17 protein-coding genes are annotated in these 19,399 nt (G+C 62.9%); 16 read left to right on the plus strand and 1 reads right to left on the minus strand.

The window, feature by feature from the left end:
• The first annotated feature begins 1 nt into the window (after position 1).
• The 16 genes from murD (at position 2) to QMA15_RS06135 (ending at position 17,909) form a co-directional block, all read left to right on the plus strand.
• Positions 2–1,525 (plus strand): UDP-N-acetylmuramoyl-L-alanine--D-glutamate ligase, encoded by a 1,524-nt coding sequence (murD, locus tag QMA15_RS06060; RefSeq protein ID WP_290283763.1) that lies wholly within the window; start codon positions 2–4, stop codon positions 1,523–1,525.
• Entirely contained in the window at positions 1,522–3,000 is a 1,479-nt protein-coding gene (gene ftsW / locus QMA15_RS06065) for a putative lipid II flippase FtsW (protein WP_290283764.1), read from the plus strand. The genes murD and ftsW overlap by 4 nt, the downstream gene beginning before the upstream one ends.
• Complete coding sequence (gene murG / locus QMA15_RS06070; RefSeq protein ID WP_019748872.1) at positions 2,997–4,166, plus strand: undecaprenyldiphospho-muramoylpentapeptide beta-N-acetylglucosaminyltransferase; 1,170 nt, start codon at positions 2,997–2,999, stop codon at positions 4,164–4,166. Before ftsW ends, murG begins: the two co-directional genes overlap by 4 nt.
• Complete coding sequence (murC, locus tag QMA15_RS06075; RefSeq protein ID WP_019748871.1) at positions 4,163–5,671, plus strand: UDP-N-acetylmuramate--L-alanine ligase; 1,509 nt, start codon at positions 4,163–4,165, stop codon at positions 5,669–5,671. Before murG ends, murC begins: the two co-directional genes overlap by 4 nt.
• Entirely contained in the window at positions 5,668–6,474 is an 807-nt protein-coding gene (locus QMA15_RS06080; protein WP_019748870.1) for an FtsQ-type POTRA domain-containing protein, read from the plus strand. The genes murC and QMA15_RS06080 overlap by 4 nt, the downstream gene beginning before the upstream one ends.
• Before the next feature lie 258 nt (positions 6,475–6,732).
• Positions 6,733–7,920 (plus strand): cell division protein FtsZ, encoded by a 1,188-nt coding sequence (gene ftsZ, locus QMA15_RS06085; RefSeq protein WP_290283765.1) that lies wholly within the window; start codon positions 6,733–6,735, stop codon positions 7,918–7,920.
• Positions 7,921–8,028: 108 nt separating this feature from the next.
• Positions 8,029–8,796, plus strand: a complete 768-nt coding sequence (gene pgeF, locus QMA15_RS06090; protein ID WP_047890079.1) for a peptidoglycan editing factor PgeF — start codon at positions 8,029–8,031, stop codon at positions 8,794–8,796.
• A gap of 6 nt (positions 8,797–8,802) precedes the next feature.
• Positions 8,803–9,552 (plus strand): YggS family pyridoxal phosphate-dependent enzyme, encoded by a 750-nt coding sequence (locus tag QMA15_RS06095; RefSeq protein WP_290283766.1) that lies wholly within the window; start codon positions 8,803–8,805, stop codon positions 9,550–9,552.
• Positions 9,553–9,637: 85 nt separating this feature from the next.
• Entirely contained in the window at positions 9,638–10,288 is a 651-nt protein-coding gene (locus tag QMA15_RS06100) for a cell division protein SepF (protein WP_003941752.1), read from the plus strand.
• 189 nt (positions 10,289–10,477) lie between these two features.
• Positions 10,478–10,756, plus strand: coding sequence for a YggT family protein (locus QMA15_RS06105; protein ID WP_003941780.1), 279 nt, complete (start codon positions 10,478–10,480; stop codon positions 10,754–10,756).
• 126 nt (positions 10,757–10,882) lie between these two features.
• Positions 10,883–11,710 carry a DivIVA domain-containing protein gene (locus QMA15_RS06110; protein ID WP_003941722.1) on the plus strand — a complete coding sequence of 276 codons (828 nt, stop codon included), beginning with the start codon at positions 10,883–10,885 and terminating at the stop codon, positions 11,708–11,710.
• Positions 11,711–11,759: 49 nt separating this feature from the next.
• The gene (locus QMA15_RS06115; protein ID WP_020908069.1) at positions 11,760–12,074 is read left to right on the plus strand and encodes a hypothetical protein; all 315 of its coding nucleotides are present in this window, start codon (positions 11,760–11,762) and stop codon (positions 12,072–12,074) included.
• A 291-nt stretch (positions 12,075–12,365) separates the two neighbouring features.
• A complete protein-coding gene (ileS, locus tag QMA15_RS06120) occupies positions 12,366–15,479 on the plus strand; it encodes an isoleucine--tRNA ligase (RefSeq protein ID WP_020908068.1) in 3,114 nt (1,037 codons plus the stop codon).
• Positions 15,480–15,546: 67 nt separating this feature from the next.
• Complete coding sequence (locus QMA15_RS06125; protein WP_290283767.1) at positions 15,547–15,885, plus strand: TfoX/Sxy family protein; 339 nt, start codon at positions 15,547–15,549, stop codon at positions 15,883–15,885.
• Positions 15,886–15,921: 36 nt separating this feature from the next.
• Entirely contained in the window at positions 15,922–17,286 is a 1,365-nt protein-coding gene (locus QMA15_RS06130; protein ID WP_092763438.1) for a DNA polymerase IV, read from the plus strand.
• A gap of 131 nt (positions 17,287–17,417) precedes the next feature.
• Positions 17,418–17,909, plus strand: coding sequence for a hypothetical protein (locus tag QMA15_RS06135; RefSeq protein ID WP_228117853.1), 492 nt, complete (start codon positions 17,418–17,420; stop codon positions 17,907–17,909).
• 83 nt (positions 17,910–17,992) lie between these two features.
• Here QMA15_RS06135 and QMA15_RS06140 read toward each other — a convergent pair whose 3' ends face one another.
• On the minus strand, positions 17,993–19,384 hold the full coding sequence (locus tag QMA15_RS06140; protein ID WP_020969851.1) for a glutamate decarboxylase: 1,392 nt from the start codon (positions 19,382–19,384) through the stop codon (positions 17,993–17,995).
• Positions 19,385–19,399: the final 15 nt, after the last annotated feature.

Genomic DNA, 19,399 nt, shown 5'->3' on the forward strand with positions numbered 1-19,399 from the left:
CATGACCAGCTCAGCGGATTCCGAGAACGACCTGTCCTGGCTCCGCGGTACGCGAGTGCTGGTCGCCGGTGGGCGGGTGTCCGGTCAAGCGACCATCGAACCTCTCGTCGCGCTCGGCGCTGTCGTGACGGTCGCCGATTCGACCCTCGACTTCGCGCAGCGCTGCGCCGAACTCGGCGCGGACATGGTGACCACCACCTCGATCGAGGATGCCCCGGATTCGATCACCGAGTACGGGCTCGTCGTCACCAGTCCGGGTTTTCGGCCGGACGCACCGATCCTTGCAGCGGCCGCCGGTCACGGGATTCCCATCTGGGGAGACGTCGAGTTCTCGTGGCGCGTCGACCACAGCGGGCACTTCGGCGGACCCCGTAAGTGGCTCGTCGTGACGGGGACGAACGGCAAGACCACGACGACGTCGATGCTGGCCTCGATTCTCGACGCCGCCGGAGTTGTCGGCCGAGCCTGCGGGAACATCGGGCTTCCGATACTCGACGCACTCGCCGAGACGTCGCCGCGCGTGGAGTACCTCGCTGTCGAACTGTCGTCTTTCCAATTGCACTGGGCGCCTTCGGTGCGTCCGGATGCCGGCGTCGTCCTCAATGTCGCCGAGGATCACCTCGACTGGCACGGCGGAATGAGCGCGTACGCCGAGGCAAAGTCGCGGGCGCTGAGTGGAAAGGTCGCGGTGGTCGGCCTCGATGACGCAATCGCTTCCGAACTGGGAACTCGCGCAACTGCAGACATTGTCACCGGGTTCAGATTGGGTGAACCGGGCGAAGGAGAACTGGGTGTCGAAGCGGGACACCTCGTGGACAACGCTTTCGGCGATCACGTCCGCTTGGCCGAAGCAGCTTCCATAGATCCGGCCGGCCCGGCAGGCGTCATGGACGCGCTGGCCGCTGCCGCTTTGGCGCGGGCACTCGGATTCGAGGCCGACGTCGTCGAACGCGGTCTGGCCGCACACAAGGTCGGCCCACACCGAGGGGCCGTGGTCGGTCGTGTCGGGTCCGTTGTGTACATCGACGATTCCAAGGCCACCAATCCGCACGCAGCCAGGCCGTCGATACTCGCGCACGACCGCGTCGTCTGGGTTGCAGGCGGTCTGCTCAAGGGCGCAAGCGTCGAGCAGTTGGTGAGCGAAGTGGGACCGAGACTGTCCGGCGCCGTTCTTCTCGGCCGTGACGCCGGTGTGATCGAGGACGCGCTGGCGCGACACGCGCCCGATGTTCCCGTGGTGCACGTGCTGTCGGGGGACGATGAAGCGGTGAGCGAAAACAGCAGCAACTCGACTCTCACCATCCGGCTGCCGTCGGGTGCCGACGCGGATGCCGTCATGGCCGCAGTGGTCGTCGAAGCTGCCGAGTTGGCGTCCCCCGGCGATGCAGTTGTACTTGCCCCGGCCGCCGCGTCCTTGGACATGTTCGCCAGCTACGGACATCGTGGTGACAGTTTCGCCGCCGCCGTAGCCGCATTACCCGATCCGTTCACGGATTCGCCTGGCCAAGCCGGGAACTTGCTATGACCAAGGGTCCCAAGACCCGAATCGGTGCCTGGTTGGCGCGGCCGTTGGCGTCGTTCCACCTGGTGGTGACGATTGCCACGATGTTGACTGTCTTGGGGCTCGTGATGGTTCTGTCTGCGTCGAGCGTCGAGCAGTACGTGTCCGGTGGCTCGGCATATTCGTTGTTCACCCAGCAGTTGATCTTCGCGATTCTCGGGGCGGTGCTCTTCTACGTCGCGCTGCGGATCCCGGCGAGAGTGCTCCGGCAGTATTCGTTTCCGCTGTTCGTCGTCGTGCTGATCATGCTGGTACTCGTTCTGATTCCGGGAATCGGCACCGAAGCGCAGGGTGCGCGTCGCTGGTTCAACGTCGGTGGATTCTCGGTGCAACCATCGGAAATCATGAAGGTCGCCTTGGCGATCTGGGGCGCGCATCTGTTGGCCTCGAGACGTCCGGACGACCGATCCGTGAAGTCGATCCTGATTCCGCTCGTGCCCGCTGCGATGCTGGTCTTCGCCTTGGTCGTCGCGCAGCCGAACCTCAGTACGACCATCGCACTGGGAATCATCGTCGGGGCCTTGCTGTGGTTCGGTGGGCTTCCACTGAAACTCTTCGGCTCGATAGCGCTGACAGGCGTTGTCGGCGCCGCTGTCCTGGCTATGACGGCGGGTTATCGATCCGACCGAGTCCAGGCCTTCTTCAACAAGAGCGATGACCTGCAGGGCAACAACTATCAGGCCAAGCAGGCCTTGTATTCGCTCGCAGACGGCGGCTTTTTCGGTCGCGGACTCGGGCAGAGCGTCGCCAAATGGAACTACCTACCGAACGCGCACAACGACTTCATCTTCGCGATCATCGGCGAAGAGCTGGGATTTTTCGGCTGCGCTGTGGTGATCGGTTTGTTCGCTGTATTCGTGTACACGGGGCTGCGGATCGCAGCCCGCAGCATCGATCCGTTCTGGCGGCTCCTGTCGGCCACCGCAACTACCTGGATCGTCGGCCAGGCGATGATCAACATCGGTTACGTCATCGGACTGCTGCCGGTGACCGGACTCCAGTTGCCCTTGGTCTCCGCCGGTGGTTCGTCCTTGGCGATCACGCTGTTCATGTTCGGCGTCATCGCCAATGCAGCGCGCCACGAGCCAGAAGCAGTTGCCGCTCTGAACTCCGGGCAGGACGGCAAGATCTCGAAGTTGCTCAGACTGCCCAAGCCGGTGCTGTACCACCCGCCGTCAGGGGGCCGGCCTATCCGTCGACCGAAGCCCGTACGACAGATCGAACCGGCACGCGGACGCGACGGCCGGCGCGCGATCGAGACGGGCGATCGACGCAAGCGGGCAGATCAAGGCGCTCGCCCTTCCGCGGATTCCAACCGAGGTGCGGCCGCTGGGTCACGGAAGCGCACCGCGGGAGGGCAGAATGGTCAGCGTCGGCAGGCGCCGACACGTAGGGCACAAGATCCACGAGAAGTTCGAGAGCGAGGAATTCGTAGGTGAGCGGCAACAAATCGGCTCTGTCGGTAGTGGTGGCAGGGGGAGGCACGGCTGGTCACATCGAACCCGCACTTGCGGTCGCGGACGCGGTCAAGGCCGCTCAGCCCGACACCAGGATCACCGCACTCGGGACAGCACGTGGTCTCGAAACCACCTTGGTGCCTGCCCGCGGGTACACACTCGAGCTCATTCCGCCGGTTCCGCTTCCTCGTAAGCCCACGATGGATCTGGTGAAATTGCCGACACGCATCCTCGCCTCGGTGCGCAAGACCCGTGAGGTACTCGACTCCGTCGACGCCGACGTGATCGTCGGTTTCGGTGGTTACGTCGCGCTTCCGGCGTATCTTGCCGCACGTGGTGGTGTTCTTCGGCGCCGACGCAAGATTCCGATCGTCATCCACGAGGCGAACGCCAGTGCCGGCATCGCGAACAAGATCGGTGCTCGCCTGGCGACGCGGGTGCTTGCCGCTGTTCCGGGTTCCGGAGTGAAGAACCGCGGCGATCAGGACGCCGAGATCGTCGGCATCCCGGTTCGCGCGTCGATCGCCAATTTCGATCGAGCGGGACTCCGCTCGCAAGCTCGCGAGTACTTCGGACTGCCTCAGGACGGTCCCGTTCTGCTCGTCTTCGGCGGATCGCAAGGCGCGAAGTCGCTCAACGACGCGGTGTCCGGCGCAGCGGAAGAACTGGCGAAGGCCGGGATCTCGGTCCTTCACGCACACGGACCCAAGAACTCCCTCGAGGTCACGCAGTACTCGGAGACGGCACCGTATGTGGCTGTTCCTTATCTTTCGCGGATGGATCTCGCGTATGCCGCAGCCGACGCGACGATCTGTCGTTCGGGCGCGATGACGGTCGCCGAGGTCTCGGCGGTCGGACTACCGGCCGTTTACGTTCCGCTGCCGCACGGCAACGGTGAACAGGAACTCAACGCGAAACCCGTTGTCGCAGCGGGCGGCGCGATCATCGTCTCCGACAACGAGCTCACGCCGACGTTCGTCGCCGGCACCGTCGTCCCGATGCTGAGCGACAGCGCGCGCCTCGACAAGATGAGCAGTGGCGCTGCCAATGTCGGGCACCGCACGGCGGCAACCGAGATCGCACGGATCGTGCTCGACATCGCGGCAAAGGAAAACGCCGTCCAGGAAAACGCAAGGGGAAACCGATGACCGCGCTGCCCGCCCACCTCGAGCGAGTACACATGGTCGGAATCGGCGGTGCCGGTATGTCCGGCATCGCTCGAATTCTGCTTTCCCGCGGGGGCCTTGTCTCGGGTTCGGACGCCAAGGAGAGCCGAGGAGTCCTGGCGCTCCGTGCACGCGGGGCACAGGTCCGGATCGGCCACGACGCCGATGCTCTCGACCTGCTGCCAGGTGGACCGACCGTCGTCGTCACGACGCACGCAGCTATCCCGAAGGACAACCCGGAACTCGTCGAGGCCGCTCGCCGCGGAATCCCGGTGATTCTTCGGCCGGCTGTCCTTGCATCACTCATGCAGGGCAATCGCACGTTCCTGGTTTCGGGAACACACGGCAAGACGTCGACGACGTCGATGCTCGTGGTCGCCCTGCAGCACTGCGGTTTCGACCCCTCGTTTGCCGTTGGCGGCGAACTCAACGAGGCGGGCACGAATGCCCATCACGGCAGCGGTGACGTCTTTGTCGCCGAGGCCGACGAGAGCGACGGGTCGCTGCTTCAGTACGACCCCAACGTGATCGTCGTGACTAACATCGAGGCCGATCACCTCGACTACTTCGGCAGCGTCGAAGCGTATGTGAAGGTGTTCGACGATTTTGTCGACAAGCTACGTCCGGGTGGACTTCTGATTGCTTGCCTCGACGATCCGGGATCTGCGGATCTCGCGAAGCGAATCGTGGCCTCGGGTCGTTCGGACATCCGTGTGCTCGGTTACGGATCAGCGGATGCGCAGGAAGTGGAAGCGGGCACTGCCTTCGAACCTGTCGACGGCGTCGAGGTCGGAGTCCGACTACTGGGCTTCCATGCACACGACGTCGGGGGAGTCCTGCAGTTCCAACTGGCCGGCGAGAGCGCCGCGCGAACCGTGCGGATGGCAGTGCCGGGTCGGCACATGGCGCTCAACGCACTTGCCGCCCTGCTGGCCGCCCGTGATGCGGGCGCCGAGACTGAGGAGATCGTCGAGGGGCTCGCCGGATTCGGTGGCGTCCACCGCCGCTTCCAGTTCACCGGCCGCGAGCGTGGTGTCCGGGTGTTCGACGACTACGCCCACCATCCGACCGAAGTTCGCGCGGTTCTCGGCGCGGCCGCGGATCTGGTTCGACCGGAAGATGATTCGTCGTCGACCAATTCGGCAGCCGGACGTGTGATCGTGGTCTTCCAACCTCACCTCTATTCGCGCACAGCGGCATTTGCCGTGGAGTTCGCGCAGGCACTGGACTTGGCCGACGAGGTAGTGGTTCTCGATGTCTACGGTGCTCGCGAAGAGCCGATGCCGGGAGTCAGCGGTGCGCTTGTCGCTCAATCGGTCACCAAACCTGTTCACTATCAACCCGATCTGTCGCAGGCACCGAAGCAGGTGGCGGCGTTGGCTCACCCCGGCGACATCGTCATCACGATGGGCGCCGGTGACGTGACCATGCTCGGCAAACAGATCCTCGATGCTTTGCGTTCGGCGCCGCATCCCGCGCCGCGATGACACCCGACGCACGAAGTCGTCGCGGGCGTCGAGATCCTCAAGCCAGGCGAGCCACCAGTACGCGTCGGCGCAGTACTCGTACCGAATCGCGATACTCGACGCGGTCGACGGAGCCGGCTCCCGAACCCACGCCGACTCGTAAGTGGTTCAAGCGACCGCTGATCGTGGCACCGCTGGCAATCGTGCTGGTGGTGGGAATTGCGCTGACGGCCTGGTTGTCTCCGGTGCTCTCGGTCCGGGGCACCGAAGTTCTCGGTGCGACGACGGTCAGTGAGGAACAGATCCTTTCGCTCCTGGCAGTACCGACCGGTCAGCCGTTGATGCGGGTCGACACCGGCGCCGCCGCCGCACGTGTAGCGACGATTCCGAAGGTTGCCTCCGCCCGAGTGCAGCGGATGTACCCGTCGACCATTCGCGTCACCGTCACCGAACGGGTACCGGTTGTCTTCGTCGACTCACCCGAGGGTGCACACCTGCTGGACGAGAAGGGTGTCGACTTCGAGATGGGAGTCCCGCCGCCGGGGGTTCCGCGTCTGGTGACACCGACGCCGGGATGGAACGACGAGCCGACGCTTGCCGCGCTCGAGGTGTTGTCGGTGTTGCCGCCGGATCTGAGATTTCAGGTGGGAGAGGTTGCCGCTCGGTCGATTTCGAGTGTCACGCTGACTCTGCTCGACGGTCGCGTCGTAAACTGGGGCGGTGTCGAGCACTCGGATCGTAAGGCTGCCGTGACGCTTCCTCTGTTGACTCAACCGGGGCAGACGTACGACGTGTCCAGTCCTGATCTTCCGACGGTCCGATAGCGCACGGTGCACCCGTGCGCCGGTGCGTGGCAAATACTTCGGTGTGTCTCGGCGCGCCTAATGGCGGAACGCGACGACGGTGCATAGCGTTTCGTTTCAGATCGAATACTTGACATAACTCTAACCCTGTGGTTGAGGTTTAGAGTTTATCTCGAACACCAGCAGTAACAAATACACCAGCAGTGACAAATACAGCAGCAGTAAAAAGACAGCAGCACTGACAAACAGCGTGAAACACGACACGGAAGGCGAGAGCCGATGACGCCCCCGCACAACTACCTCGCCGTAATCAAGGTCGTCGGCATCGGCGGCGGCGGCGTGAACGCAGTCAACCGCATGATCGAACAGGGACTCAAGGGAGTCGAGTTCATCGCGGTCAACACGGACGCGCAAGCCCTTCTGATGAGTGACGCCGACGTCAAGCTCGACGTCGGTCGTGAATTGACCCGTGGCCTCGGCGCCGGTGCTGACCCTGAAGTGGGTCGCAAGGCAGCCGAAGATCACAAGGACGAGATCGAAGAGGTCATCAAGGGCGCCGACATGGTGTTCGTGACCGCAGGCGAGGGTGGTGGCACCGGAACCGGTGGTGCCCCTGTCGTGGCAAGCATCGCCCGGAAGCTGGGCGCACTCACCGTCGGCGTCGTGACTCGGCCGTTCTCCTTCGAAGGCAAGCGTCGTGGGGGACAGGCGGATGCCGGAATCCAGGCGCTCCGGGAGTCCTGCGACACGCTGATCGTCATTCCCAACGATCGCCTGCTCCAGTTGGGTGACGCGGCCGTCAGCCTCATGGACGCCTTCCGCAGCGCCGACGAGGTTCTCCTCAACGGTGTCCAGGGCATCACCGACCTCATCACCACCCCGGGTCTGATCAACGTCGACTTCGCGGACGTCAAGGGTGTCATGTCCGGTGCAGGCAGTGCGTTGATGGGCATCGGATCCTCACGTGGTGAGGGACGCGCGATCAAGGCGGCGGAATCTGCGATCAATTCGCCTCTCCTCGAAGCATCGATGGAAGGCGCCCGCGGCGTTCTCCTGTCGATCGCCGGCGGTAGCGATCTGGGCCTGTTCGAGATCAACGAGGCGGCTTCGCTGGTGCAGGAAGCCGCGCACATCGACGCCAACATCATCTTCGGAACGGTCATCGACGATTCACTCGGTGACGAGGTTCGTGTGACGGTCATCGCTGCGGGATTCGACGGAGGAGCTCCGGCTCGTCGTCCCGTGGAGTCGACCGCACAGGGACGTGGAGCTATCGGCGCCGGGCGCGCGGGTGAGGTCGGCCGGTCACCGGTGGCCGCCGAACCTGCTGGCGAGCAGCCGATTTCCGCAGCGCGCGAGACGACGGGTTCGGGTAGCTTGCCTCCGATCGGTGGCCCACGCCATGCGCCGGTCCAGGAAGACGAGGGCGACGACGACGTCGATGTGCCTGTCTTCATGCGTCGCTGACGCAGGGCTACAAACAGTTTCGAGAACAGGGTGCCCGGAATTTCTGGGTACCCTGTTCTTGACTGGATGTCCGGTCACGTCTGAGCCGGACGACAACTTTCGACGTTTGTGAGCACACTTATCTTGAGTACCGAGAAGTCGACCACCCGCACCCGCATTCGCCGCGTCGTGACCAGCCGAGCTGGTGGTGTTTCCGCGTCGCCGTACGAGTCGTTCAATCTCGGCGATCACGTCGGAGACGATCCGGCAGCCGTCGAGGCGAATCGCCGTCGTCTGGCACGCGAAATAGGCGTCGAGCCTGACCATCTCGTGTGGATGGAACAGATCCACTCGCGCAACGTCACTGTCGTGACGGAACCGACCGACGAAGTGATTCCCGTGACGGACGCTCTGGTCACCACCGTTCCCGGCCTGGCGCTCGCCACCCTCAGCGCAGACTGTGTTCCCGTTCTGCTCTCCGACGAGGAGGCCGGTGTGATCGCGGCAGTTCATGCGGGACGGATCGGTGCCCGCATCGGTATCGTCCCGCGTGTCCTCGCGGAGATGGTGCGACAGGGCGCGGACGTCTCACGTATCGGTGCCTTCCTCGGCCCGGCAGCGAGCGGACGCCAGTACGAGGTTCCCGCCGCGATGCGTGCGGACGTGGAAAAGCACTTGCCGGGCAGCGCAACTCGCACCGAGAAGGGCACGCCGGGACTCGATCTGCGTGCGGGACTGCGTAAGCAGTTGCTCGCCGCGGGTGTGTCCGGTGTTGCCGAGGACCCGCGGTGCACGATCGAGGATCGCGCGTTGTTCAGTCATCGCCGAGAATCTCTGACCGGGCGTCAAGCTGCAGTGATCTGGATGGAAGCGCCCGCAGCGCAGGAAACCGTCTAGGCAGAAATGCGCCAGACGGATATGCGGCTGACAGAAATATCGACGGCACTCGACTCGGTGCGTGCGCGGCTGGCGGCCGCCTGCCTTGCCGCCGGTCGTGAAGTTTCCGACGTAGCACTGCTGCCAGTTACCAAATTCTTTCCGGCGTCCGACGCCCGAATCCTGTACGAACTGGGTTGCCGTGAATTCGGTGAGTCTCGTGAGCAGGAAGCAGTGGAGAAGGTCGCGGACTTCGACGGCGCTGCTCAGAGCGGCGCGATCGACGATCCGGTTCGCTGGCACATGATCGGGCAGTTGCAGCGCAACAAAGCGCGTTCGGTAGCGAAGTGGGCCTACGCAATTCACTCGGTGGACAGTGCACGACTGGCCGATGCACTCGATCGGGCGGCGCTCGGAGCTTTGTCCGACGGGGAGCGTAAAGCGCCGCTGCGGGTGCTCATCCAGGTAAGTCTCGACGGAGACCCTGCGCGTGGCGGAGTTCCCACGGGAGAGCTAACTCCTCTCGCCGAGCGGATCGAATCAGCCGAAGGTCTCGAATTTGCGGGACTGATGGCCGTCCCGCCACTTGGATCAGATCCGGACGAGCAGTTCGAAATCCTCCGCAGGGCACATCTTTTGATTCTCGAATCGCATCCTCGGGCAACCGAACTCTCGGCTGGCATGACCGGTGATCTGGAGGCCGCATTGCGCCACGGATCAACGTGCGTGCGTGTCGGAACCGCACTGCTCGGCTCACGACCAGTAATCTCGAGGTGATCGCTCAGGTGATCGCCCAACCCGTCCACACCGCTGCGACCGGTCGCAGTCGGATTGATTCCGCCGCGCCAAGGAAGGTCGATCAATGAGCAACCTGCATAAGTTCAAGGCTTACTTCGGCATGGTTCCCCTCGATGACTACGAGGACGAATACGTGGAGGAGCCCGATCAGGCTCGCCGCGCACCCCGTCGTAGTCACGACGGCTATGCCGAGCGCGACGACCGCGAGTTCGTCGAACCTGCCTTCTCGAAGGCGAGCTACGCGCCCAGTCGTCGTGACGAAGAGGACGCGGAGTTCGATCGCTACGATTCCCGGCCCCGCGTCGACACCGTTCCCAGCCGCAGTAGCCGCCCGGCGATGGCGCCGCGTCCGGCAAGCCGTGGAAACCTCGCGGTCGACGCCCGTGCAGAGCGTCCCGAAGCGCGACGTGCGCCTGTTGTCGATGACGGCGGCCCGCTCGCCAAGATCACGACACTGCGTCCGCAGAGCTACGCAGAGGCCCGCACCATCGGTGAGCGGTTCCGCGACGGCACTCCCGTCATCATGGATCTGGTCGACATGAGCAACGCCGACGCGAAGCGTCTGGTCGATTTCGCGGCCGGCCTGGCGTTCGCATTGCGTGGTTCTTTCGACAAGGTAGCCACCAAAGTGTTTCTTCTCTCACCGGCTGACATCGACGTTTCCGCTGAGGAACGCCGTCGTATCGCGGAGACGGGTTTCTACAGCCAGAAATGATGGTCTCGACCGCAGTCCGGCCCCTGAGCAGGGGTGACGTGAGCACATTCGAACGGCGGCCCGTCTCGGCGGACGCCGCATTCGGACCCATCGCCGGCCGTTACAAGACGGACTCGATGCGGGCCGGTTCCGGAATTGCTGCGGTGTGTCTGTTTTGGACACACCGCAGAAGTCAGGCAGAGTGAGGGTGTGGACGCGCTTCTCTCTGTGATCTATCTGGTGCTGGTTGTCTTCTGGCTGTTGCTGATCGGCAGAGTGATCGTCGAGTTCGTTCGTTCGTTTGCCAGAGATTGGCGACCGACCGGATTGGTCGCAGTCATTCTCGAAACCATTTTTACGATCACCGATCCTCCGGTGAAACTGCTCCGCAGGTTGATCCCCCCGATCAACCTCGGTGGAGTTCGCTTGGATCTATCCATCATGGTCTTGCTTTTCATCGTCATCATCCTGATGTCGGTTGTTCGCTGAGCGCAGTCCGAGTGAGTGGTATGCCAGAATGGAAGCCATAACTCATCCGGTGGTTCGCCACTACGTAGACTGTGTTGCAACTGAATGCTTGCTAGACCGCCAAATGACGCGTGAAGGGATCCTTCCATGCCGCAACTGACTCCAGCTGACGTGCACAACGTTGCGTTCAGCAAGCCGCCTATCGGCAAGCGTGGCTACAACGAGGACGAGGTCGACGCATTCCTCGACCTCGTCGAGCAGGCGCTGTCGCAGCTCATCGAAGAGAATGCGGACCTGCGCCAGCGCGTAGGTGAGCTGGATCAGGAGCTCGCGGCTGCCAAGAAGTCGCCGGCACCTGCTCAGCAGGCAGCACCCGTCGCAGCGCAGCCCAAGCCGGAGCCCGCTCGGGTTGTCGAACCGCCCAAGCCTGCACCCGTTGCAGCTCCGGTTCCCGCCGCCGCTGCCGTTGCAGCGCCGCAGAGTGGCGACACCCACATGCAGGCCGCGAAGGTCCTCGGACTGGCTCAGGAGATGGCGGATCGCCTCACCAACGATGCCAAGACCGAATCCGAGCAGCTGCTCGGCAGTGCTCGCACCAACTCCGAGCAGCTCATGAGCGAGGCTCGCAGCAAGGCCGACGGCATGATCGCGGATGCGCGCAACAAGTCGGAGGCAATGCTGACCGACGCTCAGACTCGCTCCGAGACCCAGCTTCGCCAGGCTCAGGAGAAGGCAGACGCTCTCAAGGCAGACGCCGAGAAGAAGCACACCGAAATCATGGCGACCATCAACCAGCAGCGTTCGGTCCTCGAGGGCCGTATCGAGCAGCTGAAGACGTTCGAACGTGAGTACCGGGTGCGCCTGAAGTCCTACCTGGAATCGCAGCTCGAAGAGCTCGAACAGCGTGGCTCGGCCGTTCCGGTCGACGGTGGACAGGATTCCTACAGCCCGTCCTTCGCCAAGGGAAACAGCTGACCGAGAGCGCCTCGTCGGCTCAGCTATCGGACCGGACAAAGGTTGATACGTGCTGGTCGTGACGTTGGTTCTCGCGGGAGTTGGCTTCGCTCTCCTGATCGTTGCCCTGACCACAGGGTCGCTGATCTGGGCGTGGGCATGTATCGCGATTTGTGTAGCAGGTGCCGTCCTCCTGCTGGTCAGTGCGCTGACCAGCAGGAAGGCGGTTCCTTCGTTGGATGACCCGATATCGGGCAGCGGCGTGTCGTCGCCTTACGGTCGAGTCGAGAGTTCCTCGGATTCCTCGACCGATGATGCAGCTACTGCCAACGACGACAATCAGGGAAACCACGGCGGGTCGCCGGGTGCCCCCGACAAGACCTAGGGCGAGTTCCGACAAGGTCCAGGACGAGTATTAGACTGTCCAACACGAATACCAGGCTGTGATCCGGCAATCACCGGGGAGCTTTCGGAAGAACGGTTGTCGACGCTTTCGTACGTGTCGAGGACCCAGTAGAACCGAACGGGTGAGCCCGTCACAGCTCGATCGAGTGGCAGCTCGAGATCCGGTGTGAAAGCACGGATCTGCGGGGTGCAAACGGGGTGGTACCGCGGTGTCGGCGCACAAGCGTCACGTCGTCCCCGTGCCGAGTCCGACTGGCACGAGGAGATCGCCATGGCGAGTAACGGGTATCCCAAAGTCGACTACGGTGTCCCCGCCGACACCGGAGTCAAGTTCCCCGAACTGGAACAGAAAGTCCTGAAACAGTGGGACGACGACGACACCTTCCGTGCGTCGGTTTCCAATCGGGACGGTAACGAAGAGTTCGTTTTCTACGACGGACCGCCATTCGCAAACGGTTTGCCGCACTACGGCCACCTGCTGACGGGGTACGTCAAGGACCTGGTGCCGCGCTTCCAGACAATGCGTGGACGCAAGGTCGAACGACGCTTCGGCTGGGATTGCCACGGCCTTCCGGCAGAGCTCGAAGCGGAGAAGCAGCTCGGCATCAAGGACAAGGCCGAGATCGAAGTCATGGGTCTGGCCAAGTTCAACGAGTACTGCAAGGCCTCGGTGCTCAAGTACACCGACGAGTGGCGTGACTACGTCACCCGCCAGGCGCGCTGGGTCGATTTCGACAACGACTACAAGACCCTGGACGTCGACTTCATGGAGTCCGTCATGTGGGCCTTCAAGGAGCTGCACGACAAGGGCCTGATCTATCAGGGCTTCCGTGTGCTGCCCTACAGCTGGTACGAGCAGACTCCGCTGTCCAATCAGGAGACTCGTCTCGACGACGCGTACAAGATGCGTCAGGATCCTGCAGTCACGGTCGACATGCCGTTGGTCGCTCCGGGTTCACCCCTCGACGGCGCAAACGCGATCATCTGGACCACGACTCCGTGGACACTGCCGTCCAACTTGGCCACTGCGGTTCATCCCGAGGTCGACTACGTCCAGGTGCTCGGCGAGGACGGAAAGCGGTACGTGCTCGCAGAAGCACGGGTAGCTCATTACGCACGTGAGCTGGGGGAGGACCCCGAGGTCGTTTCCCGTCACAAGGGCGCCGAGCTGGTCGGACTGTCGTACACACCGCCGTTCGACTTCTTCCTCGGACATCCGAATGCGCACGTCGTGCTCTCGGCGGACTACGTGACAACCGACTCCGGAACCGGAATCGTCCACCTCGCACCGGCTTTCGGTGAAGAGGATATGGACGTGGCCACGGCCAACGGTATCGAGGTCGTACAGCCGCTCGATCCGGGTGGAAAGTTCACCTCGATGGTTCCGCCGTACGAGGGCCTGATGGTGTTCGACGCCAACCCGGTCATCATCAAGGACCTCAAGGCTGCCGGAAAGCTGCTGCGGCACGAGACGATCGAGCACTCGTACCCACACAGTTGGCGCAGTGGGCAGCCGCTGATCTACATGGCGGTTCCCTCGTGGTTCGTCGCGGTCACCAAGTTCCGAGATCGCATGGTCGAGCTGAACAAGGACATCACGTGGGTGCCCGAGCACATCCGTGACGGCCAGTTCGGCAAGTGGCTCGAAGGTGCACGAGACTGGAACATCAGCCGAAACCGTTACTGGGGCAGCCCGATCCCGGTGTGGGTGTCGGACGATCCGCAGTACCCGCGTACGGACGTGTACGGCTCGCTCGATCAGTTGGAGGCAGACTTCGGTGTGCGTCCAACCGACCTGCATCGCCCGATGATCGACGACCTGGTCCGTCCGAACCCCGACGACCCGACCGGGAAGTCGATGATGCGCCGCGTTCCCGAGGTGCTCGACTGCTGGTTCGAATCCGGTTCGATGCCGTACGCGCAGGTGCACTACCCATTCGAGAACCGTGAATGGTTCGAGGGCCATTTCCCGGGCGATTTCATCGTCGAGTACAACGGGCAGACTCGCGGCTGGTTCTACACGCTGCACGTGCTGGCAACCGCACTCTTCGATCGTCCGGCGTTCAAAACCGTTGCTGCGCACGGCATCGTGCTCGGTGACGACGGACTGAAGATGAGCAAGTCCAAGGGCAACTACCCGGACGTGAAGGAGGTGTTCAACCGCGACGGCAGCGATGCCATGCGATGGTTCCTGATGTCTTCGCCGATCTTGCGCGGCGGAAACCTCATCGTGACCGAGCAGGGCATCCGCGAAGGCGTACGTCAGGCGTTGCTCCCGCTGTGGAACGCCTGGAGCTTCCTGCAGTTGTACGCGCCGGAATCCGGTGTGTGGCGTACCGATTCGGAGAACATCCTCGATCAGTACATCCTGGCCAAGCTCGCTACCACCCGCGACGTGATCACCGAGGCCCTCGAGGTCAACGACATCGCCGGCGCGTGCGACGAGCTTCGGTTGTTCTGCGACGCGCTCACCAACTGGTATGTGCGACGGTCTCGTTCGCGGTTCTGGGACGAGGATCGCGACGCGATCGACACCCTGCACACCGTGCTCGAGGTCGTGACGCGTCTCGCTGCGCCGCTGTTGCCGCTGGTGTCCGAGGTGATCTGGCGCGGGTTGACCGGGGAGCGCTCGGTTCACCTGGCTGATTGGCCGGAGGCGTCGGAGCTCCCCGCGAACCCCGAGCTGGTAGCGGCGATGGACGACGTCCGGACCGTGTGCTCCACGGTGCTGAGCCTGCGCAAGGCACAGAATCTGCGAGTTCGTCTTCCGCTGCCCGAGGTCACGGTTGCGGCGCCGGATGCCGAGCGTCTGCGTCCGTTCCTCGGACTGATTGCCGACGAGGTCAACGTCAAGAAGGTCGATCTGACCGATGACGTCGACGTGCACGGGCGCTTCGAGATCGCGGTCAACGCGCGTGCTGCAGGACCGCGTCTGGGCAAATCCGTTCAGACTGTCATCAAGGCGGTCAAGGCGGGCGACTGGACCGAGAACGCGGACGGCGTCGTAGTTGCGGCGGGCATCGAACTGCTGCCCGAGGAGTACACGCAGAAACTGGTTGCAGCCGAGCCTGATTCGACGGCTGCATTGCCAGACGGTGCGGGACTCGTCGTACTCGATTCCGTCGTGACGGAGGAACTCGAAGCCGAGGGCTGGGCGAAGGACCGTATCCGTCAGTTGCAGGATGCGCGTCGTGCCGCCGGTTTGGACGTCTCGGACCGGATCAACGTCGTACTCGAGGTTCCGCAGGACTGCAAGGAGTGGGCGGAGCGTCATCGCGAATTGATCGCCGGTGAGGTTCTGGCCACCTCGTTCTCGGTGGGTGAAGCGGGAGACGACGCCGTCGATCTCGGTGACGGTATCCGCGCCGCGATCACGAAGGTCTAATACCGCCGTAACTACTCCGGCTCCCCGATGAATGTCTGTTGTCGGGGTGCCGGAGTAGTTTGCTCTCATGAGTACGAGCAAGGAAACCGTGGCGCGCATTCTCGAGCAGTTGGAACCGCTCGACGTGCGGGCAAGGGCGATGTTCGGCGAGTACGGATTGTATTGCGACGAGAAGATCGTGGGCTTGATCTGCGGAGACGTTCTGTTCGTCAAACCCACCGAGGTCAGTACGGAGTTCGGATCAGAGGCCGATCTGGCTCCGCCGTACCCGGGAGCGAAGGATTACTACCGGGTGACGGAGCAACGGCTGCAGGACCTCGATCACCTGCACGCCTTCATTCAACGGACTGCCGACGTACTACCCCTGCCGAAGAAGAAGTCGCCCAAGAAGAAGGCGCGGACGTAAATTCTGCACCTACTTTTGAGAGAACCGTAACTCCCGATGAATCAAGGTGATCCCACACGAAGTCGCAGGTGGGTGCTGCATCTCGACATGGATGCGTTTTTCGCTTCCGCCGAGCAGTTGACGCGTCCCACGTTGCGAGGTCGGCCGGTGCTGGTCGGCGGCTTGGGCGGGCGCGGAGTGGTGGCCGGGGCAAGTTACGAAGCGAGAGTTTTCGGTGCGCGTTCGGCAATGCCGATGCACCAAGCACGCCGGATGGTCGGTGGCGGAGCGGTGGTATTGCCACCGCGGATGTCGTTGTATTCGGTTCTGAGTAAACGCACCTTCGACGCGTTGCGCCTTCGTATGCCGATCCTCGAGCAATTGTCGGTGGACGAGGCATTCGGCGAACCAGTGGAATTGGCCGGAGTCGGCGCCGACGAGGTCCGCGCGTTTTGTGAGGACCTGCGGGCGTTGATCAAAGCCGAGACCGGGTTGGTCGCCTCGATCGGTGCCGGCGCAGGTAAGCAGGTCGCCAAGATCGCGTCGGGACTGGCAAAGCCCGACGGCGTCGCAGTGATTCCTCCCGGGATGCAGCACGAGTTGCTCGATCCACTTCCGGTGCGAAAGCTGTGGGGGATCGGCCCTGTTGCCGAGGAAAAGCTCAAGCGTCTCGGCATCGAAACCATCGGAGGGTTTGCCCGCACTCCCATAGCGGAGGTGGCGTCGATACTCGGAACCACTGTCGGACCGGGGTTGCATCGGCTCGCGCAGGGGATCGACGACCGGCCGGTCGCGGAGCGTGCCGAATCCAAGCAGATCAGCGCGGAATCCACGTTCGCCGCAGACATCGTCACGATGGCGCAACTGCGCGCGGCCGTCGAAAGTAGTGGTCGCGCAGCATTTTCCAGGCTGGAGAAGGACGGAAGAGCAGCTCGCACCGTCGTACTGAAGCTCAAGAAGTCCGATATGAGCATTCTGACGCGATCCGTGACGTTGCCGTTTGCCACCATCGACCGCCAAATCCTTGTCGCGACTGCGCAGAAACAGGTCATCGACCCGCAGGAATTGGGGCCGATTCGCCTCGTCGGTGTGGGATTCGCCGGTTTGTCCACCGTTCGGCAAGGATCACTTTTTCCCGAGTTGGATCAGGATGTTCCCGGCTATCCGGTCGAGACTCTCACGGGCGCCCTCGATGAGGCCGAACTCGACGTTCCGGTGGCCGCACGCGTCCCTCAGCGCTACTGGCACCCTGGTTTGGACGTGAAGCATCCAGAATACGGACACGGTTGGGTGCAAGGCGCCGGGCACGGAGTGGTGACAGTTCGCTTCGAAACCCGTTCCAGCGGAACGGGAATAGCCAAAACCTTCGCCGAATCGGATGAGGTGCTCGAGGTAGCAGATGCGGTCGAGAGCCTTCTCTGAGGATGTCCTTAGACTTTTTCCGCTTACCGTTGGGTAATGTTGTCGACGATCCTCGAGCAAGCACGATGTTCGACTGACGCTCGAATGTGAACACCCGAATGGATAGGACTGAGAAGTTGAAGCTTCAGAAGATGACCGTTGCAGCCGTGGCGATCGCAGCAGCCCTGACGATGACCGCTTGTGGCTCGGATGACAAGACCGACTCACCCACCACGACGTCCAAGAGTGCGACGGCCACCACCAGCACCACGGACGTTGCAGCTCCCGAGCTCCCGACGTCTGCTGAGCTCAACGGCAAGGTCGCTCAGGCACTCGACGAGACCGTTCCGGCCGCAGACAAGGTCAACCTCGTCCAGGGCGCCGAGCAGGATCCCGAGCTGATCAACCAGGTCGCCGCTGCCGCCAAGGCTGCCGGCGCGCAGGTCGAGATCCTCGACCCGGTCACCGACACGGGTAGCGAGACGGCCGCAGCTTCGCTGAACATCGTCGTCAACGGCCAGCCGCTGCAGCAGGGTCTGCAGGCTTCGTTCGTCTACGAGGACGGCGTCTGGAAGCTCTCGAAGACCACCGCTTGCCAGATCGTCGGCGTTGCAGGTCTGACCTCGCCTGCTTGCGCTGCTTGATCTCTGCGCAACACCTGAAACACCAGAGCGGCCGTCGACCCCCGAAAGGGAGTCGGCGGCCGCTCTTCATGCAGTGAGCGTCGTCAGTGATGGAATCCCTCGGTGACGCGTGGCCGCGGCATCGGGCTGTCGAGTTCGTCGAGGAACGCGGTTTCCTCTTCGATGATGCGCAGCAGATTGGCTGCCAGGTCCATGCTCAGTCCGTTACGAACCACGATGCGCTGCACTGTCAGATCCGAGAGATCGTCCGGCATGGGATAGGCCGGCACCAACCAGCCCTTGCCCCGCAGCCGGTCGGACAGGTCGTACAGCGTCCAGTTGGACGTGTGGCCCTCGGCGAGGCGCCACGCGAAGACCGGGATGTCGGAACCGTCGTTCCACAATTCGAAGGCGTCGAGCTTCCCGATTCCTTCGGCGAGGAATTTCGCCACGTCCTGTGAGGACTGCTGGATCGCGCGATAGCCGTCGTGGCCGAGACGCAGGAACAAGTAGAACTGCAGGATCACCTGAGCACCGGGCCGCGAGAAGTTCAGCGCGAAGGTCGGCATACTGCCGCCGAGGTAGCTCACCTTGAACACGAGGTCGTCGGGAAGTAGATCCTGCGATCGCCAGACCACCCAGCCGAGGCCGGGATAGACGAGTCCGTACTTGTGCGCCGAGGTGTTGATGGAGTGCACGCGCGGGAGCCGGAAATCCCATTCGAGTTCCGGCTGTAGGAACGGGGCGATCATTGCGCCGGAAGCGCCGTCGACGTGGATGGGAACGTCGAGTCCCGTCTTTTCCTGGATCGCGTCGAGTGCCTTCGAGATTTCCAGGACCGGCTCGTACATCCCGGTGTACGTGACACCCATGATCGCGATTACGCCGATGGTGTTCTCATCGACGTACTTGTCCAGATCGTGACCGTCGAGGGTCCGGTGTTCCTCGCTGATCGGCACGTAGCGCGCCTCGACGTCCCAGTAGTTGCAGAATTTCTCCCAGCACACCTGGACGGCGGAACTCATGATGAGATTTGGTTTTTCGGTGGACTTCCCCGCGGCTTTTCGTGCGTGCTGCCAGCGTCGTTTCATCGCCAGGCCACCGAGCATGCACGCCTCGGACGAACCGATCGTCGAGGTACCGATTGCGTCCTTGGGGGAGGGCGAGTGCCAGAGGTCGGCAAGGATGCGCCAGCAATAGGTTTCGATCGCGGCGGTCTGTGGATACTCGTCCTTGTCGATCATGTTCTTGTCGAACGACTCGGTATACAGCTTGGTGGCGTGGTCGTCCATCCACGTGCTGACAAACGTCGCGAGATTGAGCCGCGCATTGCCGTCGAGCATCGTTTCGTCGTGGACGATCTGATAGGCGGTCTCGGGAAGCATGCCGTCGGGTTCGAGTGTGTACTTCGATGCAACCGAATCCTCGCCAGGCCTCGAGAAGATCGGATTGACGGCTACGTAATCGGTGTGATCTGACCTTCTGGGTTCCGGCATGAACTCTGGCTCCTC

This window comes from Rhodococcus sp. APC 3903 (assembly GCF_030407755.1).
GTDB lineage: Bacteria > Actinomycetota > Actinomycetes > Mycobacteriales > Mycobacteriaceae > Rhodococcus_F > Rhodococcus_F erythropolis.